This window comes from Streptomyces sp. NBC_01314 (assembly GCF_041435215.1).
Taxonomy (GTDB): domain Bacteria; phylum Actinomycetota; class Actinomycetes; order Streptomycetales; family Streptomycetaceae; genus Streptomyces.
The window spans coordinates 9,788,853-9,812,405 of the sequence record NZ_CP108394.1 but is presented as its reverse complement, the minus strand read 5'-3'; the positions used below and the strand labels follow the sequence as shown (position 1 = coordinate 9,812,405).

At 71.8% G+C, this 23,553-nt stretch carries 11 protein-coding genes; 7 read left to right on the top strand and 4 right to left on the bottom strand.

The annotated features are described in order from the left end of the window. Positions 1–270: 270 nt before the first annotated feature. Positions 271–477, top strand: a complete 207-nt coding sequence (locus OG622_RS43125; protein ID WP_371582310.1) for a hypothetical protein — start codon at positions 271–273, stop codon at positions 475–477. Positions 478–658: 181 nt separating this feature from the next. Here OG622_RS43125 and OG622_RS43120 read toward each other — a convergent pair whose 3' ends face one another. After that, positions 659–4,669, bottom strand: coding sequence for a DNA-binding protein (locus OG622_RS43120; RefSeq protein WP_371582308.1), 4,011 nt, complete (start codon positions 4,667–4,669; stop codon positions 659–661). A 257-nt stretch (positions 4,670–4,926) separates the two neighbouring features. Between OG622_RS43120 and OG622_RS43115 the strand changes: the two genes are divergently transcribed. Then, positions 4,927–5,610, top strand: a complete 684-nt coding sequence (locus OG622_RS43115) for a hypothetical protein (protein ID WP_371582307.1) — start codon at positions 4,927–4,929, stop codon at positions 5,608–5,610. 131 nt (positions 5,611–5,741) lie between these two features. Here the strand turns inward: OG622_RS43115 and OG622_RS43110 are convergent, their stop codons facing one another. After that, a complete protein-coding gene (locus tag OG622_RS43110; RefSeq protein WP_371582306.1) occupies positions 5,742–8,429 on the bottom strand; it encodes a LuxR C-terminal-related transcriptional regulator in 2,688 nt (895 codons plus the stop codon). 729 nt (positions 8,430–9,158) lie between these two features. On the opposite strand from OG622_RS43110, the gene OG622_RS43105 reads away from it, so the two are divergent. From OG622_RS43105 to OG622_RS43090, 4 genes are all read left to right on the top strand, one after another. After that, positions 9,159–10,292, top strand: a complete 1,134-nt coding sequence (locus OG622_RS43105; RefSeq protein WP_371582304.1) for a PP2C family protein-serine/threonine phosphatase — start codon at positions 9,159–9,161, stop codon at positions 10,290–10,292. Between the two features lie 227 nt (positions 10,293–10,519). Continuing rightward, entirely contained in the window at positions 10,520–13,810 is a 3,291-nt protein-coding gene (locus tag OG622_RS43100; RefSeq protein WP_371582302.1) for a discoidin domain-containing protein, read from the top strand. Next, a complete protein-coding gene (locus OG622_RS43095) occupies positions 13,807–15,303 on the top strand; it encodes a family 43 glycosylhydrolase (RefSeq protein WP_371582301.1) in 1,497 nt (498 codons plus the stop codon). The genes OG622_RS43100 and OG622_RS43095 overlap by 4 nt, the downstream gene beginning before the upstream one ends. Before the next feature lie 68 nt (positions 15,304–15,371). Next, entirely contained in the window at positions 15,372–16,517 is a 1,146-nt protein-coding gene (locus OG622_RS43090; RefSeq protein ID WP_371582300.1) for a macro domain-containing protein, read from the top strand. Between the two features lie 254 nt (positions 16,518–16,771). On the opposite strand, the gene OG622_RS43085 is transcribed toward OG622_RS43090, so the two are convergent. Both OG622_RS43085 and OG622_RS43080 read right to left on the bottom strand, forming a co-directional pair. After that, entirely contained in the window at positions 16,772–17,455 is a 684-nt protein-coding gene (locus tag OG622_RS43085) for an RES family NAD+ phosphorylase (RefSeq protein WP_371582298.1), read from the bottom strand. Position 17,456: 1 nt separating this feature from the next. Then, positions 17,457–18,191 carry a DUF3168 domain-containing protein gene (locus tag OG622_RS43080; RefSeq protein WP_371582296.1) on the bottom strand — a complete coding sequence of 245 codons (735 nt, stop codon included), beginning with the start codon at positions 18,189–18,191 and terminating at the stop codon, positions 17,457–17,459. A 136-nt stretch (positions 18,192–18,327) separates the two neighbouring features. Here OG622_RS43080 and OG622_RS43075 point away from each other — a divergent pair, with 136 nt between their 5' ends. Next, positions 18,328–23,550 carry a CHAT domain-containing protein gene (locus tag OG622_RS43075; protein ID WP_371582295.1) on the top strand — a complete coding sequence of 1,741 codons (5,223 nt, stop codon included), beginning with the start codon at positions 18,328–18,330 and terminating at the stop codon, positions 23,548–23,550. Positions 23,551–23,553 lie beyond the last annotated feature (3 nt).

Below are 23,553 nucleotides of genomic sequence, written 5' to 3'. Positions count from 1 at the left end.
CCATCCATCAGCAGCGCCCGGACATCACCACGTCCGGCGACCGACTGCCCCGTATGCCCGACAGCGGCAAGGCCACCACAGCCGGCCATCGCCCAGCGTTCGATCCAGCGGCATGACCGAGCGGCGCCGAGCCCTCTTCCGCTTGCCCTGACCGCGTCAGCAGGCTGATACCTATGCCGTTGTGGTCACGTTCACGTCCACGGCGCCCGTCGCCGTCGGCGGCAGCGGATCGACACAGGCGCTCCAGAGGAGAGGGGACCGGAGTACTTCATGCACCTGGACCTGGTCTGCGGCCCGCTCCGCATCGCCGAGGGCGACTTCCCGAACCGGGAGTGGATGCTCGGCCCTCCGCCACACGACGGCGACCATCGAACTCACCGCCATGACCCGCTCCGCGCCCCCATCGCCCTGGCCGAACGCCTCACCGCCATCGCGACACGGCTGACCACGGCAGAGGTGCCGTCGACGCACGGCTGAGCCCGGATGGCGGGCACGCTGGTTCCGACGGGCGTCCACACGCGGGTCACCAGCGACCGCACCGCCACCGGACCTGAATCGCGACGCACCTCCACGGTGCAGGGGGTGTCCCTGAATCGCCCTGGGGCGAACTCGGCTCAGTGGAGGACCCCCCATGGGGCGTCGCCCGGGGCCGGGGAGGCTACAGCGGGCCACTCCCACGAGTGCCACGAGCCGACGAGCTTGACCGGCTGGACGGTGCCGATGCACAGGTCTCCCGGTAAGGGATCCCCGGCAGGTATGCCCGCCAGTCCGCCGGGGACAGACCGGAGCCCGCCCGGTCGCAGAGGCGGGCGGCGACCCGGTCGGGGTCGATGTCGTACGCCTGCACCGGCACGTGCGTGCCCGCCCCGTACAGCGTGCCGCCGTCCGGGCCGAAGGCGAGCGAGCGGATCGTGTCGCCCGGCGTGGACAGTGCGGAGCCGAGGAGCCGGTGCGAGTCGGTGCCCCACAGCTGGAGCGTGCCCAGGTCGCCCGCGACGGCCAGGGTCTCGCCGTCCGGCGAGAAGGCCAGCGCGGCCACTCCCTCGTTCTCCGCGCGGCGGGACTCGGTGTACGTAGCCGGCAGCACGCCGAGGCGCTCGCGCAGGCCGCCGTCCCAGACGGTGACCCGGCCCAGCGCGTCCCCCACCGCCAGATAGGCGCCGTCCGGGCTGAAGGCCAGGGCGGTCGTATCGTCCCCGCCCAGTACGCGCTGCGTCACCTGTCCGGACGACAGGTCCGCGACCGAGTCCTCCCAGGACACGATCGTCCCGCCGTCCGGGCGCACGGCCAGTTCCGCGCCCCCGAAGCCGGGCAGAGTACGCAGACGCTTTCCCCCGCGTACGTCCCACAGTTCGAGCACGTCCCGCTCGGCGACGCGGGACACGGCGAGGGTGCGGCCATCGGCGCTGAGGGCGATTCCGGAGACGCCGAGGGGCATTTCGCCGTCCGGCACGCGCGTACCGCCCTTGCCCGGGTCGACAGTGGCGAGCACGCGGCGGGCGCGTACGTCCCACACGGTGATCAACGCACGTTCGGAGGAACTCGAGTCGTAGTCCCGCCAGACCGGGCCGTACGCGAAGTACCCGCCGCCGGGGCTGAACGTCATGGCGTCGGAGCAGTTGTTCAGGGCCATCTCCGCGGCCTCCAGTCGGTGCACGACCGCCCCGGACTCTTCCTCCAGGACCTCGCCCTCAAGCGTCTGTTCGTCCGGACTCCCCTCGTCGGGCTCCGGCGGAGGGCAGGGCTCGCCGGGCAGCTTCGCCACCAGGGTGCCGTGCGCGTCCAGCAGCTCATATCCGGCCAGGTCGTCGGTGCGGCCCACGGTGGCCAGCGTTCGGCCGTCGCCGCTCCACTTCGCGCCGCCTGTCTCCCTGTTCTGCCAGCGGTCGGTCACCGCACTGCCGAGACTAAGCGACCGGACTATCGCGCCGCTGCCCGACGTGTACCGTATGGCGCCTTCGGCGAGGTCCAGCCGGAGCTCGTAGGGAGTCTCGTTGACGAGGGTGTAGCGGAACACCGGGGCGCCGGGCGCCGCGACCCGCCACAGCAGGATCTCGTCAGGAGTGGACGCCACGACGAACCGGCCGTCGGCGCTGAACCGGAATCCCTCGATGCCCTCGGCCTTGAGCTGAGGAAGTGCGCGGCCGGAACGGAAGTCCCAGAGGCGGATACCGGTGCCGGTCACGATCGCGATGCGGCGGCTGTCCGGGGTGAAGGCGAACTCGGACGCGAAGCAGTCCCGCTTCCCCGCACGGTCCAGCCAGGGCAGCGGCAGCTTCCGGCCCCCGCCGCCAAGGTCGCGGATCTCCAGCGGCCGTTTGTCGGTGCAGAAGGCCAGCCACCGGCCGTCCGGGCTGACGGCGCTGTCCTGAAGCACATCGGACTCCCCGAACGGGACACGCAGAAGCCGCCGCCGCTGCCGCAGGTCCCACACCTGCAGTTCCATCGAATCGTCGATGTCCAATCCCGCGCTCTCCACAACGAGAACGTGCCCGCCCGGCGCGAACCACGCGGCCATGGGAAACTCCACGGCGAGGCTGCCGGTCGCACGGGCCGTGCGCACATCCCACAGCCGTACGGCTCCCTCCTCCAACAGCGCGAGCGTGCGCCCCTCCTGGCTGACCAGCAATTCCCCGTCCTGGTCGTCCGGACTCCGGTCTACGCCGGGCTGGGTGCGGGTGCGGCGGTGGGTGCGTACGTCCCAGGTGTCGATGCGGTCCGGTGCGATCGACACGACGGACCGGCCGTCGGCGCTCAGGTAGTTCTCGGCGCCCTCGGCATCGGCATCGGTGTCGGTGGAGTCGGGGACGGTGAAGACGTCCTGCTCCTTCTGCCCGAGGGAACCGAGCAGAGCGGACCGGGTCTCCGTCGTCCGCGCGAGCTCCCAGGCCGCGATGCTGAGGCGTATCGCCTTCGCCGGATCGGTCAGACGCAGGGTGGCGGCGACGGCGGCGAGGCGGCCCGCCTCCGCCTCGACGCGCCGGCGATCGCTGGTACGGCTCTGCTGCCAGGCGACCGCACCGGCGACCAGAGCCAGGACCAGCAGGCAGGACAGGGCGCTGATCAGAGCATGACGGCCGCGGCGCTCCCGGACGCGACCCGCGAGGGAGGCGGTCAGGAAGGCGTCTTCGAGGGGGGTGAGCGCGGCAGGGCGCCCGGAGGCGCCCCGGAAGTGCTCCCCGGCGGCGGCCAGACGGGCGCCCCGGTACAGCGCGCCCGGGTCGCGGCCGAGGTCGTCCCAGGCACGGGCGGCCTCGGTAAGGCGACGGTGGGCGCGCAGGCCTTCACGGTCCTCGTCGATCCAGCCGCCGAGCCGGGACCAGGCGGTGATCAGGGCCTCGTGGGCAAGACTGACGGTGTCGTCGTCGAGGGTGAGCAGACGGGCGCGGGCCAGACGGTCGAGGACGAGTTCGACATCGTCGGGGGCGGCTATGTCGAGCTCGGCACGGGGGACGGGGCGGCGGGTGTCCTGAGAGCCCTCGCCGGGCGCGATCAGCCGGAGCATCAGCAGCCGGGCCAGTTCGGCCTGTGCGGGCGAGAGCCCGGTATGGATGTCCTCGGCGGTCTGCGCGATGGCGCCGTCGAGCCCGCCCGCCGCCTGGTACGCCTCCTCGGTCAGCGCCCGGCCCCGACGCCTGCGCCAGGTCTCCCGCAGGACATGCGACAACAGCGGCAGGCCGCCGGGTCGGCCCTCCACCTCGCGGACGAGGCGGGCGGTGAGCGAGCGTTCGACGATCAGGCCGGTCGCCTGGGCCGGCTTGACGACAGCCTCGCGCAACTCGGCCGGGCTCATGGGCCCCACGAGCACGCTGGTGTCGCGCAGGGCACGGGCGAGGCCGCGGTGCTCGGCGCAACGGCTGTAGAAGTCGGCGCGTACGGCGATGACGACCCGCAACCCGCTGTCCGGGCGGTGGGCTGTGAGCAGCAGGTCGATGAACGCGGCGCGCTCGGCCTGGTCCTGGCAGAGCGTGAAAACCTCCTCGAACTGGTCGACCACGACCAGGGTGTCTCCCCCTTTCCCGGGCGGGTCCGTGAGCGGCTTCCCGGGCGGGTCCGTGAGCGGCCGGAGCGCGTCGGCGTGGGTGGTGAGAGGGTGCTCCCCCGGGGTCAGGACGCGGATGGCGGCCAGATGGACGGCGCTGCCGCCGTGGCCTTCGCCGCCGCCCCTGCTGTTACCGCTGCCGCCGTCGCGCCGCAGGGACGGGATCAGCCCGGCACGCAGCAGGGAGGACTTGCCGCTGCCGGACGGGCCGAAGACGGCGGTGAAGCGGTGTTCGGCCACTGACTGCCGCAGCGCGGAGGTGAGTTCACCGCGGCCGAAGAACCGGTCGTGGTCCTCCGGCTCGAACCGGGCGAGGCCCTGGTAGGGCGGCTCGGCGTCCTCGTCCTCGCGGACCTGGCCGGCCACCTCCGCCTCCACCGCGCGCCAGCGCTGCTCCCACTCCGCCGGGTCGCCGCCGCAGGCACCGACGTACCCCAGGGTCACCGCCAGCGAGGGGAACTGTTCGCCGGCCGCGGCCTGGGAGAGCGAGGTCACCGAGTAATGGGCACGCCGCGCCATCTCCCGATAGGTGATGCCGTCCGCCTCGCGCCGCAGCTTCCGCAACTCGTACGCGAAGCGCTGTACCGCACCCGCGTTCGGGTCGACCGGTCTCTCTTGACGCCCCACCGCAAGGTCCCCCGTCCCCCGTCACAGGGATCTCCGTGTGTCCGGCACACGGACAACTCCCCGTGCGTGCGGCCACGTTAGGAACCGACCTGGATGCCTGGCAAGCGTTCACGGTCGCTGACCGGCCGTTTCTGTTTTGTTCGGCGTGGCGGAAGGGGCCTGCCGAACAACCGGTCCGGCTGGTGAACTCTGTGTCGTCGGCCCAGTCAAAGGCCGGACACCGCTCCGTCAGGGGCGGTCCAACGGGAGGAACAGTCATGAACACAGGTACAGCACACCCCGTACGCCGGAGGCTCAAGGCCATCGCGACGGCCGGCGTGGCAGCCGTCGCGGTGAGCCTGCTGCCGTCTGCGGCGGTGGCGCAGGAGCCGGGGGCGTCGGCGGTGGGAGCGCTGGACGCGCCGAGGGCGGCCGAACTGACGTCGGTCACGGCGGCTGCCGCGAAGGGCACCACGTACCTGCAGTTCAAGAAGAACAAGAAGGACCCGTCGAACTCGCGCCTCTCCCTCTACTTCATCCAGCAGGTCTCCCCGGACAAGACGCGCACGTGGCGGGTCGACAGCTGGCGTGCGGGCTCGGGCCTCGGGACCGCCGACAACAAGATCGGCCGCGACGGCTGCAAGAGCAACGTGGGCTGGCTGCCCAGCGGCACATACGACATCACGAGCTTCTCCAACAACTTCTCGGGCAAGATCAACGGAATCGTCTGGCGGCTCAGCGACAAGAGGTGCTTGGGCAAGGCCAAGACCAAGCGCACCGCCCTGTTCATCCACAGCGAGATGAAGTCGAACGGCGCGCAGGGCTCCACGGAGTCGACGCGCTGGGACGGCAACAGCGACTACAAGTCGAACGGCTGCGTAAAGCTCAAGCCGGCCGACGTCCGTGAGCTGAAGAGCTACCGGTCGAGCTACCCGAAGCCGACACAGCTGTACGTCTCCTAGCCGGCGGGCGCGCGTCCCGGATACCGGCCCTGCCGCGTGAGCGGCGGGGCCGGGCCCTGTCACCGGCCACGGCGGGTACGCCGTCGCCCGGCCGGTGTCACGGACGGCGACAGGGCCACGCCGTGGCGGGGTCAGAGCAGGCGCAGCTCGCGGGCGCGGCGTACCGCCTCGTTGCGGCGGTTGACCGCCAGTTTCCGGAAGACGCTCTTGAGGTGGGTCTTGACGGTGTTCACCGACACGCACAGGTCGGCGGCGATCTCCTCGGTGGACATCATCCGTTCCAGCCGCCGCAGCACATCGCGTTCGCGTCCGCTCAGTTCCTCCACGACCGGCGGCCGGTCCTCGGGGCGGGGCGGCCCGGTGCGGGAGGGCGGTCCGGGGGTGAGCCAGCCGGCCGCGAGGGCCCTCAGCGGTGCGGTGTCGAGGACGGGCCGGAGCCACCCGCCGGCTTCGGCGAAGGGGCGGCGCAGCCGCTCGCGCCGGGCCTCGTGGAGCGCCTGGGCGACGTGCCTGCGCACGGCGGCCGGGTCTCCCACCGCGTGCGCGGCCTCCGCGCGGACCAGCAGCGCCCGTACGGTCACCGCGGGGCCGGTGCGGCTCTCGGGCAGTACCCCGTCCAGCAGGTCGATCGCCGCGAGGGGCGTGCCCGCGGCCAGCCGGGCCCGTGCCTCCCCCACGGCGCACACCGGCTGGTGGCCGGGTACGGCGTGCAGCAGTTCGGCGGCTTCCTCGGGCCGGCCTCGGGCGAGGTGGGCGGCGGAGGCGACCAGCGCCGTGTGTCCCTCCGCCCAGGGTGAGGCCACGTCGGCGGCCACGGCCGGTTCGGTCGCCGCCAGGGCGGCACGGATGTCCCCGCGGGCCAGCAGCAGGCGGGCGGTGGCGATGGCCCGGCCGGCCTCCGCCACCGGGTCGCGCAGGGTGGGGTGGGCGTCCGCCGCCGCGTCGAGATGGGCCCGGGCCAGCCGCAGCTCGTCCCGGTCGACGGCCACGGCGGCCAGGACCAGCCGTCCGACGCCGAAGCCGGACGGCTGCGGGAGGCTGTACCGCTCGGAGACGGTCAGCGCCGCCATGGCCTTGCGTTCCGCCCTGCCGGGCCAGCCGTTCAGATAGTCGATGAGGGCCAGCCGGCCGAGAGCGTCCTCGCGCGGCAGTGCCGTCGACGCGTCCCCGGAGCCGTCGGCGACCAGGGACAGGGCGGCACGTGCCTCCTCGAAGCGCCCGGCCCACAGCCGTGTGGACCCCAGGTGGGCCAGGAGCAGGGCGGTGAGTTCGGGGTGCGCGTCCAGGAGGTGGGCGGGGACCTGCTCCCGCAGTCGCTCGGCCGTTCCGGCCGCCAGTTCCGCCCTTCCCGGCGAGCCGGTCAGCCGGGCCGCCAGCGTCTCCAGCAGGAGACAGCTCAGCCGGGCCGCAGCCGGACCCGGTTCGTCCTCGGTCTCCGCCCGGTCCTCCTCCCCCGCCAGACTCCGCTCCGCGTGCCGCAGGTGGGTCAGGCCCCGGTCGAGTTCGCACCGGGAGAGCTCACGGGCCGCCCGTACGAGGTTCGCGGCCGGGCTCGTCGCCTCGGGGCCCATGCGGGAGAACAGTTCGGCGAGGTCGTCGGAGCGCAGTCCCGTGAAGAGCTGGCCGATGGCGAGGTCGTCGACGAGGGCGCCGGCGGTGAATTCCCAGTCGCCCGCGGCGGCACCGTGGCCGAGCGCCTCCGCGAGGGTTCCCGAGTGGCGCAGCCACCGGGCGGCCCGCCGGTGGAGTTCGGGTTCCAGGCCGGGGCTGCGCATCCGCAGATGAGCGCGGAGGATCTCCCCGAAGAGCGGGTGGAGGCGGTACCAGGTGTGCCCGAGGTCCTCGACGAACGCGTTCCCGCGGTGCAGCTCCGCCAGGATGCCCGCGGCGTCGGTGCGTTCCGTCAGCGCGTCCGCCAGCTCGGGGCTGAACCGCTCCAGGACGCTGACCCGCAGGAGGAGATCCTGTGTCTCGGGGGTCTGTCGTTCGAGCACCTCCGCGAGCAGGAAGTCGGCTACGGCCGTGCGCTCGGCCTCGAACCGCTTCAGATAGGTCTCCGGTTCCGGGCTCTCCCGCGCGGCCAGCGCGCTCAGCCGCAGACCGGCCGCCCACCCCCGGGTGCGCTCCACGAGCGCCTCCGCGACGGGCACCGGGAGCCGCAGGCCGTGCAGGCCCAGCAGGACGGAGGCTTCCTCGGGCGTGAAGGCCAGCTCGGCGTTCCTGATCTCCGTCATGTCGCCGGCCGTCCGGTGGCGGTGCAGGGGCAGCAGGGGTTCGGTGCGGGTGACGAGGACCAGGCGCAGGCCCCGCGCCGCGTGGTGCAGTACGAACTCCAGCTGGTCCGCTATCTCCGGTTCGGTCACCCGGTCGTACTCGTCGAGCACCACGATCACGCGCCGCTCGCGGGCGCCCAGCTCCGCGGCGAGCCGTGTCAGCAGCGTGCGGTCCACCCGGCCGGCGTCGGCCGGGCAGCCGATCTCGGGCGCCAGTGGCACACCGGCGGCGCGCAGCGTCTGGAGGAAGTAGGCCCAGAACATGCCGGGGCCCTGGTCGCCGGCCTCGGTGGTGAGCCAGGCGACCGGCGGGTCCTGCCGTGCGGCCCAGTCGGCGACCAGCAGGGTCTTGCCGGCACCGGCGGCACCGTTGACCACGGTCAGCGGGGTTCTCAGGGCCTGGTCGAGGTGGTCGACCAGCCGTTTCCGCCGGAGGAACGTGGCGGGCCGGGCCGGTACGGCGAACCGGGTGCGCAGGAACGGGTCGCCCTGCGGATCGGCGCACGGGACGGCAGGCCCCGACGCACTCTCACTGGACCTTGCCATGGCTCTCACCACCGGTCGTCAGAACTCGGGTCGCGCTCCTCGTTCAGCATCGGCTTCCCGGCGTTCCCCCGCGACTGCGCGCCGCGTCGGTCTTCGCGACGTCGCGGACTCTTTGCCGTAGCGATCACTCCAACTGTAGTGATCGCTGCAGTAAGGGAGCCGGGGCGGTCAAAGGCCGCGTGCGTGTGCCGGGGGCCCGGCACACCGCGAAAGGCGGATTCCGCATGACGAACACCCCGGTCGGATCGATGCCCTGTTCCACCGGCACGCCGTGCCGGACTTCCACCGCGATCTCCTCGCCAGGGCGGGCATCACCGAGGCGGGCGGGCGCTGCCGGACCAGAGCTCCGAGGGCGCCCCGGAACTGAAGGCCCTGCTGGGCACCGCCACGGCGATATCACAGCCCCGTGTTCGCCGTCCCCGGCAGGTACGAGGTCCAGCGGCGAACGCCCGACCGGGGCCGGGGCAGGCCCGAAGATCCACCTCGCCCCCGACCGGCGAGCCCTCTGAGGCTCGACTCCGCGGCCCTCCGAGGCTGGGCTCCATGCCCTCCGAGGCTGGGCTCCGCGGCTTTCGATCGGTCGGCTCGGCGCGCCCTCACACGCTCCCCTCGGCAGCATTCGGAAAGCCGGCTCGGCGCCCCCTCGGGCCCGGTTCGGCGGGGCGCCCGCCGTGCGTGACCGGGCCCGGCTTACCGTACGGGGAGATCACGATCTGCCCGGGAGTTCGCATGGCCGGTAGCCGCCCGAAGAGAGCCGTCGAGGCCGTCGATGCCTTCGAGGCCATCGAGCCGCCCCGCAACGCCGAACTGGTCCTGGGCGTGCTGACGGTGACGGCCCTGGTGGAGGCGCTCGGTGTGCTGTCCGGGTCCGAGGTGTGGCTCCTCGGGCTGCTGGTGTTCCTGCCGGGGACGGCGTCGGCGCTGTGCACCGTCCGGCAGACGGCGTTCGTCGCCGCGTGGACCACGCTCGTCGTCTTCGCCACGGCGGTGGTGCGCAACGTCGACGCGGACCGGTGGCTCGACCGGCTCCTGCTGGTCCTGCTCACCCTCGCCCTGGGCGTGGCCTCGGTGTACGCCTGTCACCGGCGGATCAGCCGCGAGCACGAGATGTTCAGGCTGCGCTCCACGGCCGCGGCCATGCAGCGGCACATCCTGCACCCGCTGCCCCTGCTCACCGACGACGTCCTGGTCAACGGGATCTACGAGCCCCTTCAGGGGGACCGGCTCGTCGGAGGCGACATCTACGACGTCGTCGCCTCGCCCTGGGGGACCCGGGTGCTGATCGGTGACGTCCAGGGCAAGGGACTGGCCGCCGTGGGCGCCGCGTTCGCCGTCATCGGCGCCTTCCGCGAAGCGGCACATCGCGAGCCCACGCTCACCGCGCTCGTCGACGCCCTGGACGCGGCCGTCGTCCGGCACAACTCCTACGCCGAGAACACCGGCGACGACGAGCGATTCGTCACCGCCCTCGTCCTCGGCATCGACGCGGTCGGCGAGGAGGTGCAGGCCGTCAACTGCGGGCACATCCCGCCCCATGTGATGCACGAGGGCACGGTCACCACGGCCGAGCTGGACTCCGGTGTCCCGCTCGGTCTCGCCGAGCTGGCGTTCGAACCCACGACCGTGGGCTGGTTCCCGTTCCCGGACGGCGCGACGCTGCTGTTGAGCACCGACGGCCTCACCGAGACCCGCGCCGCCGACGGCACGTTCTACCCGGTCGACGACCGCCTCGCCAAGCACATCGACCTCTCCCCCACCGACCTGCCCCGGGCCCTGTACGAGGACGCCCGCGCGTACGCGGGCAGCGGCGGCCGGCACGACGACGTGGCTGTTCTGACGGTCCGCCGGTCACCACGTCACTGAACCAGTACCGAAAAGGGTTTCCGCAGCACGGACGGGCGCAGAGGGACGCCTGCGTGTCCTGAACCGCTCGGTCCACGAACTCCGGCCTCTTCCGGCTCCCTTGACACTTCAACAGGCCGCTCCTACGTTGCGAAAACCTTTCAGGTCGCTTTTCCGCACTCCCCGGTTCACGAACGTCGGTGCCATCGCGAGCGAACGCGTGTTGTCAACGGGACAGGGAGCATCCGATGAGAAGTCCGCACGTCCTCCTGATACGGCGCCGGCGCACGAGGTGCCTCCTCGTCGCGCTGGCGCTGAGCGCATGTTCCGTCGTCGCCGCTCCTCCGGCCGCCGCGGCACAGACCATCGGGTTCCCCTCCTTCGGCGGACCCGCGATACCGGCACCACCCGTCGCGCACACGCCGGGCGACATGATGAAGGCCATCTACGACTCGGAGAGTTCGGGGACCGACTTCTGGATGGACCGCCTGCTGGCCCGCTCCGGCAACGATCCCGCCGGGCCCTGGCTGATGAGCCGCGGGCGGGCGCTCTTCATGAAGGAGCACAACCCCGCCCAGCTCGGTTTCGGCGGGAAGGCCGCCTACTGGGAGAGCATCAACGACAGCAGCGCGTACACCGTGGCGATCACCCCGGGCACCTTCACCGAACAGGTCGCCCAGCGCCGGCAGACGCCCAGCCACTGGAAGAGCGTCCACACCAGCGGCTCGGTCACGGTCGACCAGACGAAGTTCATCACCGACAACAACGTCGCCGTGACCAACCTGTCCATCAGGAACACCGGTTCCAGTTCCACGACGCTGCAACTGCGGGCGACCTCGCCGTACGCCACCTCCGGCACCGGAAGTGAACTGACCGGCCAGGTCAACGCCTTCAACAACCTCACGACTCTCCGCCCCCGCCTCACCGGCGACGGCTTCGGCGTCTCCAGCGGCGGCCTCAACCGGTCCGTGACGATCGCGGCCGGCGCCACGGTGACGGCCAAGGTGGTCATGGGGTTCGTCACCGACGAGATCCCCCAGTCACTGACCGAGTACAACGCCTACGCGGGTTACTCACCCGCGACCGCGTTCGCCACCCACGTCAAGGCCTACAACCTGTGGTGGGCACAGAACGTGCCGTACATCGACGTGCCCGAGCCTGCGATCAAGAAGAACATCTACTACCGCTGGTGGCTGATGCGCTTCAACAGTCTCGACGCGGACATCCCCGGGCAGACCTTCCAGTTCCCGACCTCCACCGAGGGCGTCCTCGGCTACAACAACGCGATCGCGCTCACCCAGCCGATGCACATCGACGACCTCAAGTACCTGCGCAACCCGGCCTACGCGTACGGGGACTGGCTGAGCGTCGGCCAGACCTCCAAGGGCGGCCGTTTCCTCGACAACCCCGGTGACCCGGAGAACTGGTCCAACAGCTACACCCAGTACATCGCCGAGGCGGCCTGGAAGAGCTACCAGATCCACGGCGGCCAGCCGGGCATCGCCGCCAACCTGGCCCGCTATGCCGAGGGCGACATCAAGGGACAGCTCGCGCACTACGACCACGACAACAACAAGCTCATCGAGTACGACTGGGGCGCCCTGACCGGCAACGACGCCGACGCCGTCTCCTTCCACTGGAAGCCCGGCAACATGGACCGCGCCGAGTCCGCCTACCAGTACAGCGGCGCGCTCGCCGCCGCCCAGGCCTATGAGGCGACCGGCAACACGGCCAAGGCCACCGAGATGCGCACGCTGGCGACGCAGATCAAGGACGCGATCGTCAACGTGCTGTGGAACCCCAACCGGCAGCTGTTCGAGCACCGGTTGAAGTCGACGAACGAGTGGGTGCCCTGGAAGGAGATCAACAACTACTATCCGTTCTCGGTCGGCGCCGTCCCGAACACGGCGACGTACCGGCAGGCCCTGCGGCTGTACGACGACCCGGCCCAGTATCCGATCTTCCCCTTCTACACGGCCAACCAGGTCGACAAGCAGGCGGCGGCCGACGCCGGGGAGCCGGGCTCCAACAACTTCTCCACGATCAACTCGACCGTGCAGTTCCGGCTGTACTCGTCGGTGCTGCGCAACTACCCCAACTCCTGGATGAACGCCACCGACTACAAGAAGCTCCTCTACTGGAACACCTGGGCGCAGTACGTCGGCGGCAACACCCAGTGGCCCGACGCCAACGAGTTCTGGGCGGACTGGAACGGCAGCTCCGTCAACTACCGTTCCTGGATCCACCACAACATCCTCGGCAGCAGCAACTGGACCGTCATCGAGGACGTGGCCGGGCTGCGGCCCCGCAACGACGCCAAGGTCGAGCTGTCCCCGATCGACATCGGCTGGAGTCACTTCACCGTCAACAACCTCCGCTACCGGGGCGCCGACCTGTCCGTCGTCTGGGACGACCCGGCCGACGGCGTGGTGCGCTACCCCGGCATCCCGGAGGGCTATTCGGTCTACGTGAACGGCGACCGGGTCGCCACCGTCAGCTCGCTGGTACCCCTGACCTGGGACCCGGCCACGGGTGATGTGACCACGAACGGCACGGTCACCCACCACACCGCCAAGTCCGGGCTCAAGGCCCCCAACCAGGTCGTGCAGGACAGCCCGCAGATGGTCGACATGCTCGCCAAGGCGGGTGTCGACCTGACCGCCGACCTCACCAACCTCGCCGCCGGCGCGACCGTGTCCGCCTCGCACACCGGCTCCGGCAGCACTGTCGCCGGCGCGGTCGACGGCTACCCCACCAACGAACCGTTCTGGGGCGCGGGCGGCTCCGCCAACAGCCAGGACTGGTACGAGCTGAACTTCGGCACCACCCGCACACTCAACGAGGTCCGGCTGCACTTCAAGGACAGCCGCCCGGCGAACACCACCTACCGGGCGCCGTCCGCGTACACGATCCAGTACTACAACGGCAGTTCGTGGGTGAACGCACCCGACCAGACGAAGAGTCCGGTGGCGCCCCGGGCCAACTACAACCGGGTGCAGTTCCCGGCGATCAGCGCCCAGCGCATCCGGGTCCTGGCCACCAACGCCTCCGGCGCGAAGACGGGCCTCACCGAGGTCAAGGTGTTCAACCGGGGTGGCGTCCAGCCGCCGGGCAACCTGGCGACGTCGGCCACGGCCTCGGCGTCGTACACCTCCTCCTGGGAGAGTGTCACCGCCGTCAACGACGGGATCGATCCGCCGTCGTCCAACGACACCGTGAACCCGCGCTGGGGAACCTGGCCGGAGACGGGCCAGCAGTGGGCCGAGCTGACCTGGCCCTCCGCGAAGACCCTGAACAAGGCCGAGGTGTACTTCTTCGACGACGACCAGGGCATCGACATGCCCGCCTCGTGGAAACTCCAGTACTGGAACGGCAGCGCGTACGTGGATGTGCCGGGCGCCGGGGCCTACCCGCTGGCCAAGAACCAGTACAACACCGTCTCCTTCGACGCCACGAGCACCACACGACTACGGGTGCTGCTCACCGGCAACGGCACGAACTCCGTCGGACTCCTCGAAGCAAAGGTGTACGGACCGTGACTCGTCCCAGATTCCTGTCCGCGTTCTTCGCGTCGGTCACCATGGCGGTCGCCTTCCTGGTGGCGCCGCAGCCCGCTGCCGCCGCCGTCGCCTTCACCTCGACGGGGGTGAACCAGAACGGCGGCAACTGCCTCGACCTTCCGGGTGGTTCGTCGTCCAACGGCACTCAGCTGCGGGCCTTGGCCTGCGACGGCGGGGCCAACCAGAGCCTGAGTTTCACACCGGTCCCGGGGACGGCCGACACCTACACGATCACCACCCGGTCCGGGCAGTGCGTCGACGTGTACGGCGCCTCCACGGCGGACAACGCCGCGGTCATCCAGTGGCCCTGCCACGGTGCGACCAACCAGCAGTGGCGGCTCACACCGGTGTCGGTCGCCGGCACGGACAAGACCTTCAACCTGGTCTCCGTCGGCTCGGGCAAGTGCGTCGCGCCGAGCGGCGGTTCGTCGGCCTCGAACACCAACCTGGTGCAGCTGCCGTGCGCCACGACGAACGGCAGGGTGTGGCGGCTGCCCGACTTCACCGGCGGCACCACCACCCCGAAGACGTTCACCAACCCGCTGGCCCAGCGCGGCCCCGACCCGTGGCTGACGTACCACGACGGCTTCTACTACCTCGCCACCACGACCTGGAACTCGACGGTCACCATGCGCAAGGCGAGCACGCTCGCCGGGCTCGCCACGGCCAACGAACAGGTGATCTTCAATCTGACCCGGCCCAACGGGGCAGGCACGATGTGGGCCCCGGAGTTCCATCTCCTCGACGGCCCCAACGGCAAGCGCTGGTACTTCTACTACACGGCCGGCCGGGAGCCGTACGACCTGGGCACCCAGCGGATCCACGTCCTGGAGAGCGCCGGCCTGGACCCCATGGGCCCGTACAGCTTCAAGGCCGACCTGCTCGACCCGACCCAGGACAACACCTGGGAGCTGGACCCCGGCATCCTGCAACTCGACGGCAAGCTGTACCTCCTGGGCACGTTCTACAACGGCTCGCAGCCCATGTTCATCCGCCCGCTGTCGAACCCGTGGACCGCGAGCGGCACCCGCCGTGTGCTCTCCACGCCGACCTACAGCTGGGAGACGGTGGGCGGCGCGGTCAACGAGGGCGCCGAGGTCCTGCAGCGCGGCGGCAGGACCTTCATCGTCTACTCGGCCAGCCACTGCTCCACCCCCGACTACAAGCTCGGCATGCTCACCTACAACGGCGGGGACCCGCTCAGCTCCTCCTCGTGGGTCAAGTCGCCGAACCCGGTCTTCCAGCGGTCCAACGCCAACGGCGTCTACGGCCCCGGCCACAACGGGTTCTTCAAGTCGCCCGACGGGACCGAGGACTGGATGGTCTACCACGCCAACAACTCCGCCTCCGGAGGCTGCGACATGAACCGATCGACCAGGGCGCAGAAGTTCACCTGGAACGCCGACGGCACCCCGAACTTCGGCACCCCTGTCTCCCTCGGCGTCACCTTGACCGCACCATCGGGCGAATAATCGTACCGATTCCTCCTGATCGCCCCAAACCGCTTGCCCGGCGCGGGACCCCTGCCCATCCTTGAGCGGTGACCGATGAGCAGCCGCACGCCGGACCCGACCTCCCGACGACGCTGCGCAGGCTGGTCGACGAACTGGGCCGGGTCCGGGCACTCGGGCTGCTGCGGCTGCACGAGGCGGAGCTGGAGACGCTGTACGCGTGTGTCGCGGGCCGCTCGCCCGGTGCGGAGGCAGCCGCACCGGGCGACGGCGGGGGGCCGGAGGCTGTCGAACACCTGCTGCACACCGTGGTGCTGGGCCTCGACGGGGAGCTGTTGCGCGACGCGGCCCTCCACTCGTTCGGTTTCGCCTCCGGTACCCGTGATCTGTCGGGCAAGGAGCGCCGGGAGCGGGCGGCCCATGTCTACCGCGTCGGGGCGGAGCGGTTCCGCAAGCACCAGGAGAAGCTGATGCTCCAGCAGGTGGCCCGCGCGATCATGAGCTTCGGGAGTCACGAGCCGGCGCCTCTCCCGGACTCCCGGCCCGGCTCTCCGGAGAGCACCGTCGCACCCGTCCGCGCGGGACGGCATGTGTTACGGGCCGCCTTCTCCCACGGGGACGTCCTGCTCACTCTGCATGTGGCACCCATCGAGCTGGTCACGGGCGTGGACGTCCTGGTCTCCTCGGAGAACATCTACTTCGAGATGTCGAAGACGTTCCGGCGCACGGTCTCCGGCAGCCTGCGGCGGGCCGGGGCCACGAAGGACGCCGTCGGCCGTATCACGGACGACGTGATAGCACGGCAACTCGCGGACTGGGTAAGGATGTTCGGGGTGCCCGGTCTCCCGGTGGCGGCGGGCACGGTCGCCGTCACCTCACCGGGCGCTCTGTCGGCGCAGGGGGTGCGGCGGATCCTCCACGCGGCGGTCGCCACGCCCTCGGCGACGGGCGACGGCTACGAGACGGCGCCCGCGGCCGTCGCGGCGGCCGTACGGCGCGTCTTCCAGCTGGCGGCGGCCGAACGCCGTGCCGGGCGGGTCCCCCTGCGGTCCATCGCGCTGCCCCTGCTCGGGGCCGGCCGGGGCGGCCTCGACGCGCGGACCAGCGCCGAGACCGTCGTCGGGACGCTGGAACAGGTGCTCGGGGCCGACCCCGACTGGTCGGTGCACCTGGTGACGCGCAATCCGCTCAGCGCCCGTGCGGTGATCGACGTGCTGAGCGACCGGCGTCCCTGAAAACCGGCCCATGCGCCGGCCGACGCGAAAGAGCACGGTATTCGAATTCCCTCGCCCCGTGGGACTCGAATACCGTGCTTCATTTCTGCCGCATTCCCCCGTCTTTCCCCGCGGCCTTTCGATCAGAAGTATGCACGAGCGGTGGCGGGCATCGGAACCCGTTCCACCGATCCTCCGGAACAACCCGGAAAACTACCGGTTCCCGCCCGGAAAACGCCCCGGGCGGGGTCGTGCGACGGTGCGGGTGGACGGCGTCAGGACCCGATCCCCGGTACGGGGTCCACCGACCCGATCTCGACGCGGTACTCCTCCAGGGTCGCGGCCAGCCAGCGCAGACCGTCCTCGTCGTCGAGGATCCTCGGCGGCTCGTCGGTCACGGTCAGCAGGTCGCTCTCGGCGGCGGAGCCGAACAGGACCAGGGACTCGTTGGGACCGTCCAGACGCGAGCGCCAGACGAAGCCGTCCGCCCAGTCCGCCTCGGCCCGCAGCCAGTGCCCCCAGCGCCGGGTGAACGCGTACTCCGTGGGCTCGGACTCCACGAGCCACCAGTCGCTCTGCTGCACGGCGTTGAGGTGGAGGATGCTGCACAGGGAGACCAGTTCGACGTCCCGGGTGAGCCGCACCTGCGACAGCAGCCTGCCCTCCAGTTCCTTCTGCGGCAGGACGCGGGAGTTGCCCAGGCCGTCGAAGCGCAGGGTACGGACGAACCTCTCGATGATCGCGGTCTCGGGCTTGGGCGCCGCGTACAGGTACGCGTAGGAATCGTTCGGAGTGCTGTCGAAGCGACCGCCGCCGAAGTGGTGGTCCTGCGGTTCGGGGTTGAAGCCGTCCGCCGCGCGGTGCCGCGAGTGCACCCGGTAGAAGAGCTCGCCCGCCCTGCGGACGACCTTCCGCGCGTTCGCCGTGCCCTTGTCGGGGAGTTTCGCTCCACGGGCCATGTCAGTCGTCCTCCCCCACCACGCTCGCGGCGGCGAGCAGTTGATCGTCCAGCCCCGCGCCGAGCAGGGTCGCCGGCACGGCGTCCAGCCACAGATTGGGCCCCAGCCACCAGTCGGCCACACCCCAGGGGTCGGCCGCCGCGCCCAGCATCGCGTTGACCGCGAGCACCAGGGGCCGGGGACGGCCCTCCCCGTCGAACTGGAACGCGGGCAGCAGTTCAGGTCCCTGGGGTACGCGTAGTCGGATCAGCTCGGGCTGGTCGACCGCGATGCCGAAGATCTCCGCCAGTTCCGCGTCCGTCAGGGCGGGCTCGGCCAGCAGCCGGTCGCGGGCCGAGGCCCACCGCACCTCGGGCGGCGGTGTGCCGCCCGGTCCGCCGCCGCCCGAGGTCGCCGCGGGTCCGGCGGGTGGGCCCGCGGTGCGGGACCCCTCGGGCGTGCCGCCCGTACCGCCCGGCGCGAAGCGTTCCAGCAGTACGTCGTGCGGTGGCCGCCGGGTCAGCGACGAGGAGGTGTACCGCCGACCCACCGCGCTCCCTTCGTCGTCCGGCAGGGCCTCGCGCAGATGGGCGGCGACGGCGCGCGCGATCCCCCGCGACCGCTGCTCGCTCCCGCCCTCGGCGACGAGGTCCAGCAGAACATCGAGCTGTTCCCGGTCCTCCTGGGAAAGTCTTTCCCGGATCGACTGCGGTTCCGACACGAGCGCGACGATTAGTTGCTGCTCGTACTCGTCCATTCGTTCCCCTCCTCGAATCCGGAATCCGGATGCGGCCGTACGCTAGTGAGCTACGATCCGATTGGCAATTCAAGAGCCGGGACGGGACATTTCCCGAAGCGGGCAGGGGGCTTTCGTGTACACCGAGAATCAGGGTTTGGATGATCACTCCGGTGAATCCGGGGCGACGGATCGTTTTGATCGGATCGATGTCGTCCTGCAACTCCTCGAAGCCGCCGAGGACGCCCTGGGGCAGGAGGACCAGGGACATGTCGTGGACCTCGTCGACGAGGTGGAGCGGATCCTGGCGGAGCTGTCCGACTCCCCCACCGGCGCGGGCGAACGGCGTCTGCTGCTCGGGCTGTCGGCCGACGCGGCCCGGCTCCGCTACGCGCACGGGCAGGAACCCCGGGACCTGGACGACACGATCGCACGGCTGGACACCGTCCACTCCCTGACCGTCGAGGCGTTCACGTCCACCGGGCCGGAAGGCCCGCCCGACCTCGAAGACCTGGTCCTGGTCCGCCGCGAACTCGCCCTCGACCTCGCGGAACGCTGGCGTACGGGCGAGGCCGGCTCCCGTCGGTCGGCCGACGCCGACCGGGTCGCCGACCTGCTCGGCCCGATCCTCGACGGACCGGACGTGCGGTACCTGCCGGACGCCGCCCAGTGCCGGGCGGTACTGGGCCTGGTCCTCTCGGACCGCTGCCGGTGCCCCGAACACGACACCCCCGAACGGCTCGCGGACCGCCACGCGGCCATCGGACACCTGCGGACGGCACACGACTCCGACGACCTCGACCCGGACCTGCGCCCCGCCGTGGCCTTCGACCTCGCGTTACTGTCCTACCTCGCCCTGGGCGACCGCTACCAGAAGCCCGACCGTCCGGCCGGATCACCGGACGCCTCCTCGGAGTTCGGCGCGGTGCTGGCCGTGCTGCGGCCCCTCCTGGCCGACCGTGGTCCGGGCGGCGCCGACGCGGCCGAGCTGGGCGCGGACGTGTGCGACGCGCTCACGCAGTACGGCGCCGGTCAGCGGGCCCAGTCGACCGCCGTGGACTGGTACCGGACAGCCCTCGCCCATCCCGCGCTGCCCGAGGAGGCCGCCCACCGGATCGCGACGAATCTGGGGCTCGCCCTGGCGGAACGCTCCGAGCGCAATCGGAAGGCTCGGCATCCCGACGATCCCGCACCCGCCGTCGACCGCGCCGAGGCCGCCGCCCTGTGGGAGGAGGCGCTGACCCGGCTCTCCGCCGCCGCGGACGCGGGCGGTTCCGGGACGGGCCCGGGTGGTGCCGCCGCCGAGGTCCATGAGGACAGGGTGGCGTGTCTGGCGGGGATCCTCGACCTGTACTGGATCGAGATGTCGGACGGGTTGCTGGACGAGGACGGCATCGGCCGTCTCACCGCCCGGGCACGTGAACTCGCCTCCCTCATCGGGCCCGACGACACCGACCGGGCCGAACTGGTGCTGAAGACCTCGATCGCTCTGACCCAGCGAGTGATCGGCCGCGGTACGCCGTACGCGTACGACCTCGCCAACCACGCCCTCGTGACCGGCGCCGCCGATCCGGACCTGGCCCTGGACCGAGCGCTGCCGCGCATGGTGTCGGACCTCCGGGAGGCCATCGACCTCCTGCGCACGGGCACCGGCCTCTACCACCACCAGGACGAGCTCCAGCTGGGCGCCCAGTGCCTGCTGGGCATCGCGCTGCTGCTGGACTTCGCCTGCGCGCTGCCCCAGGTCAGGCACGACTCCCTCCGTGACGCCCTGCGGATTCTGCGCGTGGTCCTGGAACGCGCTCCGGCCGGCAGCGAGTTCCGCGACGAGAACCTCCACGGGTCGTTCCTCACCGCGATGCTGTACCGCGTCTGGTACACCGACCCGTTCGCCGTCCCCCAGGGCCCCGGCGGGCCACCGCTTCCGGACGTCACCGGATTCCCCATCGTCGAGGACGATCTGCACCTGCTCGCCGGTCTGCTGGACCCGGCCACCCTGGAGCGGGAGCCGCACTTCGTCTTCGTATCCGTCATGGTGAACTTCCTGCGGTCACCGGACGGCAAGCCCTCGGCGGCCGACTGCCGTACATGGTCGGCCCAGTTACTGCGGGCCGCCCCGCGGCTCGAACCCGAGGCGTGGGCGCTCAGGGCCTCGATGCTGGCGGTCGCGGGCACACTGGGACTCCTCATCGGCAGAGAGGGCGAGGCCACCTTCGCGGAGCGGGCCGCCGCCACGGCAGCGCTGCGCGAGGCACAAGCCCTGCTCCCGCCCGGCTCCGAGATGCGCCGGCACATCGACGAGGCACTGCGACAGGGCGCGGTGACCGACTTCCAGACGTTGCTGGGAACCCTGTTCCCGGCCGCCGCGAGCCGCCGTCGGCCGGCCGAGCCGCCGACGTCCCGGCCGGAGGGCGCCGCCCCCGTGGACCCGCGGGACGACGAGGGCACGCTCACCGCGCCCACGATCGACCCCGCCGCGACCATCCTGCTCGGGGACGGCTCGCCTGACCCGTTCGCCGTTCCCCTGGGCAGGGTCGCCGAGATCCTGTCCGGCGACCCGGAGTCGGCGAGCCCGGCCGAGGCCGCCGCACGCTCCCTGATGCACTACCGCCGCTGGCTGCGGGAGCGGGACGGGCAGGACCTGACCCGGGCCATCGCCCTCGTACGGCACGCTCTGACCGTCCTCGGCTCCACGTCGCCGGACGACGTACGGCGAGCGGGGCCCGCCTCCTCGGCCCTCGCCGACCGGTGCGCCGAGTTCCTGGCCCATCTCCTCCTGGACCGGCATGTCCTGCTCGGCGACCACGCCGATCTCGACGCCGCCGTCCACGAGTACGACCTGCTGCTCGACCGCACGCCGAGCCACCTCACCCGGCCGCCGCTGCACACCGTGCTGGCACAGGCGGGCGATCCACGGGTTCCGCCGCACCTCTTCCGCGCCGTGGAGCGGACGGAGCACGTTCCCTTCCGCGCCGAGCTGTCGGCGGCTGCCGGCTCGGCGTGGCTGCTGCTCTCGCGGTCCCGGCGACGCCACTCCGCGGCGCTCGCCGGTGACGCCGTGCGGGCCTGGGAGGAGGCCGGGGGCACGCTGCCGCCGGACCATCCGAGGGTTCCGGCCGTCCGGGCCGAACTGGCCGCGCGGACCCTGCGGGAGGCACGCGAGGCGGGCGACGACGCAGCCGTCCGGGCGTCGGTCGCCGCGCTCGTCGAGGCGGCGACCACCTGCCCTGCCGGGAGTCCGCACCGCCCCGCGCTGTGCCTGCGCGCGGCGGCGGCCCTGGCGCAGCCGAGGCTCGTCGATAGTGCACCGGCCGACGCCGACGCGCCCGGCCCGTCCGGCGGCGGACACGGAGCTCACGGAGCACACGAGCCGGCGGCCGTGCCCGGTCGGCATGACGCTCTCGGCCAGGGCATCGCGCTGCTGAGGGACGCGGCGGAGGAGGGCCCGCACGAGTTCCACGGGTCGCGCGGGCGGTGCCTGTACGGGCTGGGGAGCCTGCTCCTGGCCCGGCACCTGGATTCGGGGCGGCGCGAGGACCTGGAGGAGTCGGTCGCCGTGCTGCGGGAGGCGTGGGTGGTGCTCAACGCGAGCCCCGGCGACCCCTTCGCCATCGCGCTGATCCGGACCATCGCCCTCGCCCATCGCGCCTTCGGGCCGCGGGACGGCGAACACCGGCGGCAGTCACGGGAGACGGCCCGATCGGCGCTGACCGCCTACGGCCGCTCCGTCCTCCTGCAGGCGGGCGCGGACCACGGGCTGGAAGCCGCGCGGGCCGTCGCGCCCGACATGCTGCGGCTGGTCCGCTGGAGCCTCGCCGACGGCCTGCCCGAGTCGGCTTTCGAGGCGCTCGAACTCGGCCGTGGACTGGTGCTGAACGCCGCGACGATGAACGTCACCGTCCCCGATCTGCTCCGGGACGCCGACCGGCGCGATCTCGCCGACGCATGGGTACGGGCCGCCGTCGACGGAAGCAGACCGAGTGAGGTACCGGACGACCTGCGGCGCCGCGTACTGGAGGCGCTGGCGGGCAGCGCCGCCGAGAAACGGCTCCTCTCCGCGCCCGGCCCGGCCCCGCTCGGACGCACCCTGCGCCGGCTGGGGACCGACGCGTTGGCCTACCTCGTCCCCGGTGAGGACGGGGCACCCGGCCACGCGGTGATCGTCACTGCGACCGGGGCGGTCCGCTCCCTGCGGCTGCCGAAGCTGACCTCGGTGTCCGCCGGCCCGGTCGGCGTGTACGCCGCCGCCCTGGAGGCGTTCCAGAGGGCGGGCCGTCTGGAGCGGCCCGCCCCGCACCACCCGCTGGTCATGCACGAACTCCACCGGAAGCGTCTGCTGCGCCTGGAGAAACTGTGGCGGCAAGCGCTCCAGCAGCTGTGCTCGTGGGCCGGTGAGGCCGCGATGACACCGCTCCTCGCTGCCGCCGAGGCCTGGTGGCCGGGCCGGGCCCCCCGGATCGTCCTCGCGCCCGTGGGTCCTCTCGGCATCGTCCCCTGGCACGCGGCGCGCTGCCCCGCGTCCGCTCCCTCGACAGTCGGTGAGCGGCTCACGACGCTCGGTGAGCGGGTCACGGGGAAGGGCGATTACGCGTGCGAGCGGGCCGTCATCTCGTACTGTGCCAGCGCCCGTCAGCTCATCGAGGTGGCCGCCCGCCCCACGGCCGTCCTGGGCCGGGGGGCCGTGGCCGTCGTCGTGGACCCCGGCGGATCCCCCACGATGCACCGTGAGGCAGCGCTCGTCGCGTCCCTCCACCCTGAGGTCACCGTGATCGGCGGCATGGGACGGGAGGACAACTTGTCGGGGAACCCCCACGGGGCGAGGCCGGCGCCCCTGCCGCCCGAACCCCGGTCACTGGAACCCTTCCTGCCGGGCCGGGGGCCCGCACCGACGGCGCTCCTGCACGTCAACTGTCACGCGGACACCGGCCCGACCTCGAACGACTCCGTCCTCAAGCTGGACGCCACGCACACGGTGTCGGTGCAGGACCTGCTGACCGGCGCCGCCGGTCGCGATCCCGGGATGCCCGGCGGCACGGTCCTGCTCGCCAACTGCACGAGCGATCTGACCCTGAGCGATCATGACGAGGCGCTGACCCTGGCGACGGCCTTCCTGGGCGCGGGGGCCACGGCGGTCGTCGGTTCCCGCTGGGCCGTCGCCGACGACCCCCGGACCACGCTGCTGGTGCTTCTCGTCCACCACCACATGAAGCGGGGCGTGTTGCCGCGGGACGCGCTGCGCGCGGCCCAGTTGTGGATGCTGGCCCCCGACCGGGTCCTGCCTCCCGAGCTGGCCGAGTTCGAAGCGCTGGTCGGGGACACCGCGCACGGCCCGCTGGACGAGCTGGAGGTCTGGGCCTCTTTCACTCATCACGGCCAGTGAGCC

Bases quoted from the DNA above. Each gene is read 5' to 3' on its own strand.
- OG622_RS43115 (WP_371582307.1), top strand. From the start codon at position 4,927: ATGAACACAGGTACAGCACACCCCGTACGCCGGAGGCTCAAGGCCATC.
- OG622_RS43125 (WP_371582310.1), top strand. From the start codon at position 271: ATGCACCTGGACCTGGTCTGCGGCCCGCTCCGCATCGCCGAGGGCGAC.
- OG622_RS43100 (WP_371582302.1), top strand. From the start codon at position 10,520: ATGAGAAGTCCGCACGTCCTCCTGATACGGCGCCGGCGCACGAGGTGC.
- OG622_RS43080 (WP_371582296.1), bottom strand. From the start codon at position 18,191: ATGGACGAGTACGAGCAGCAACTAATCGTCGCGCTCGTGTCGGAACCG.
- OG622_RS43110 (WP_371582306.1), bottom strand. From the start codon at position 8,429: ATGGCAAGGTCCAGTGAGAGTGCGTCGGGGCCTGCCGTCCCGTGCGCC.
- OG622_RS43085 (WP_371582298.1), bottom strand. From the start codon at position 17,455: ATGGCCCGTGGAGCGAAACTCCCCGACAAGGGCACGGCGAACGCGCGG.
- OG622_RS43105 (WP_371582304.1), top strand. From the start codon at position 9,159: ATGGCCGGTAGCCGCCCGAAGAGAGCCGTCGAGGCCGTCGATGCCTTC.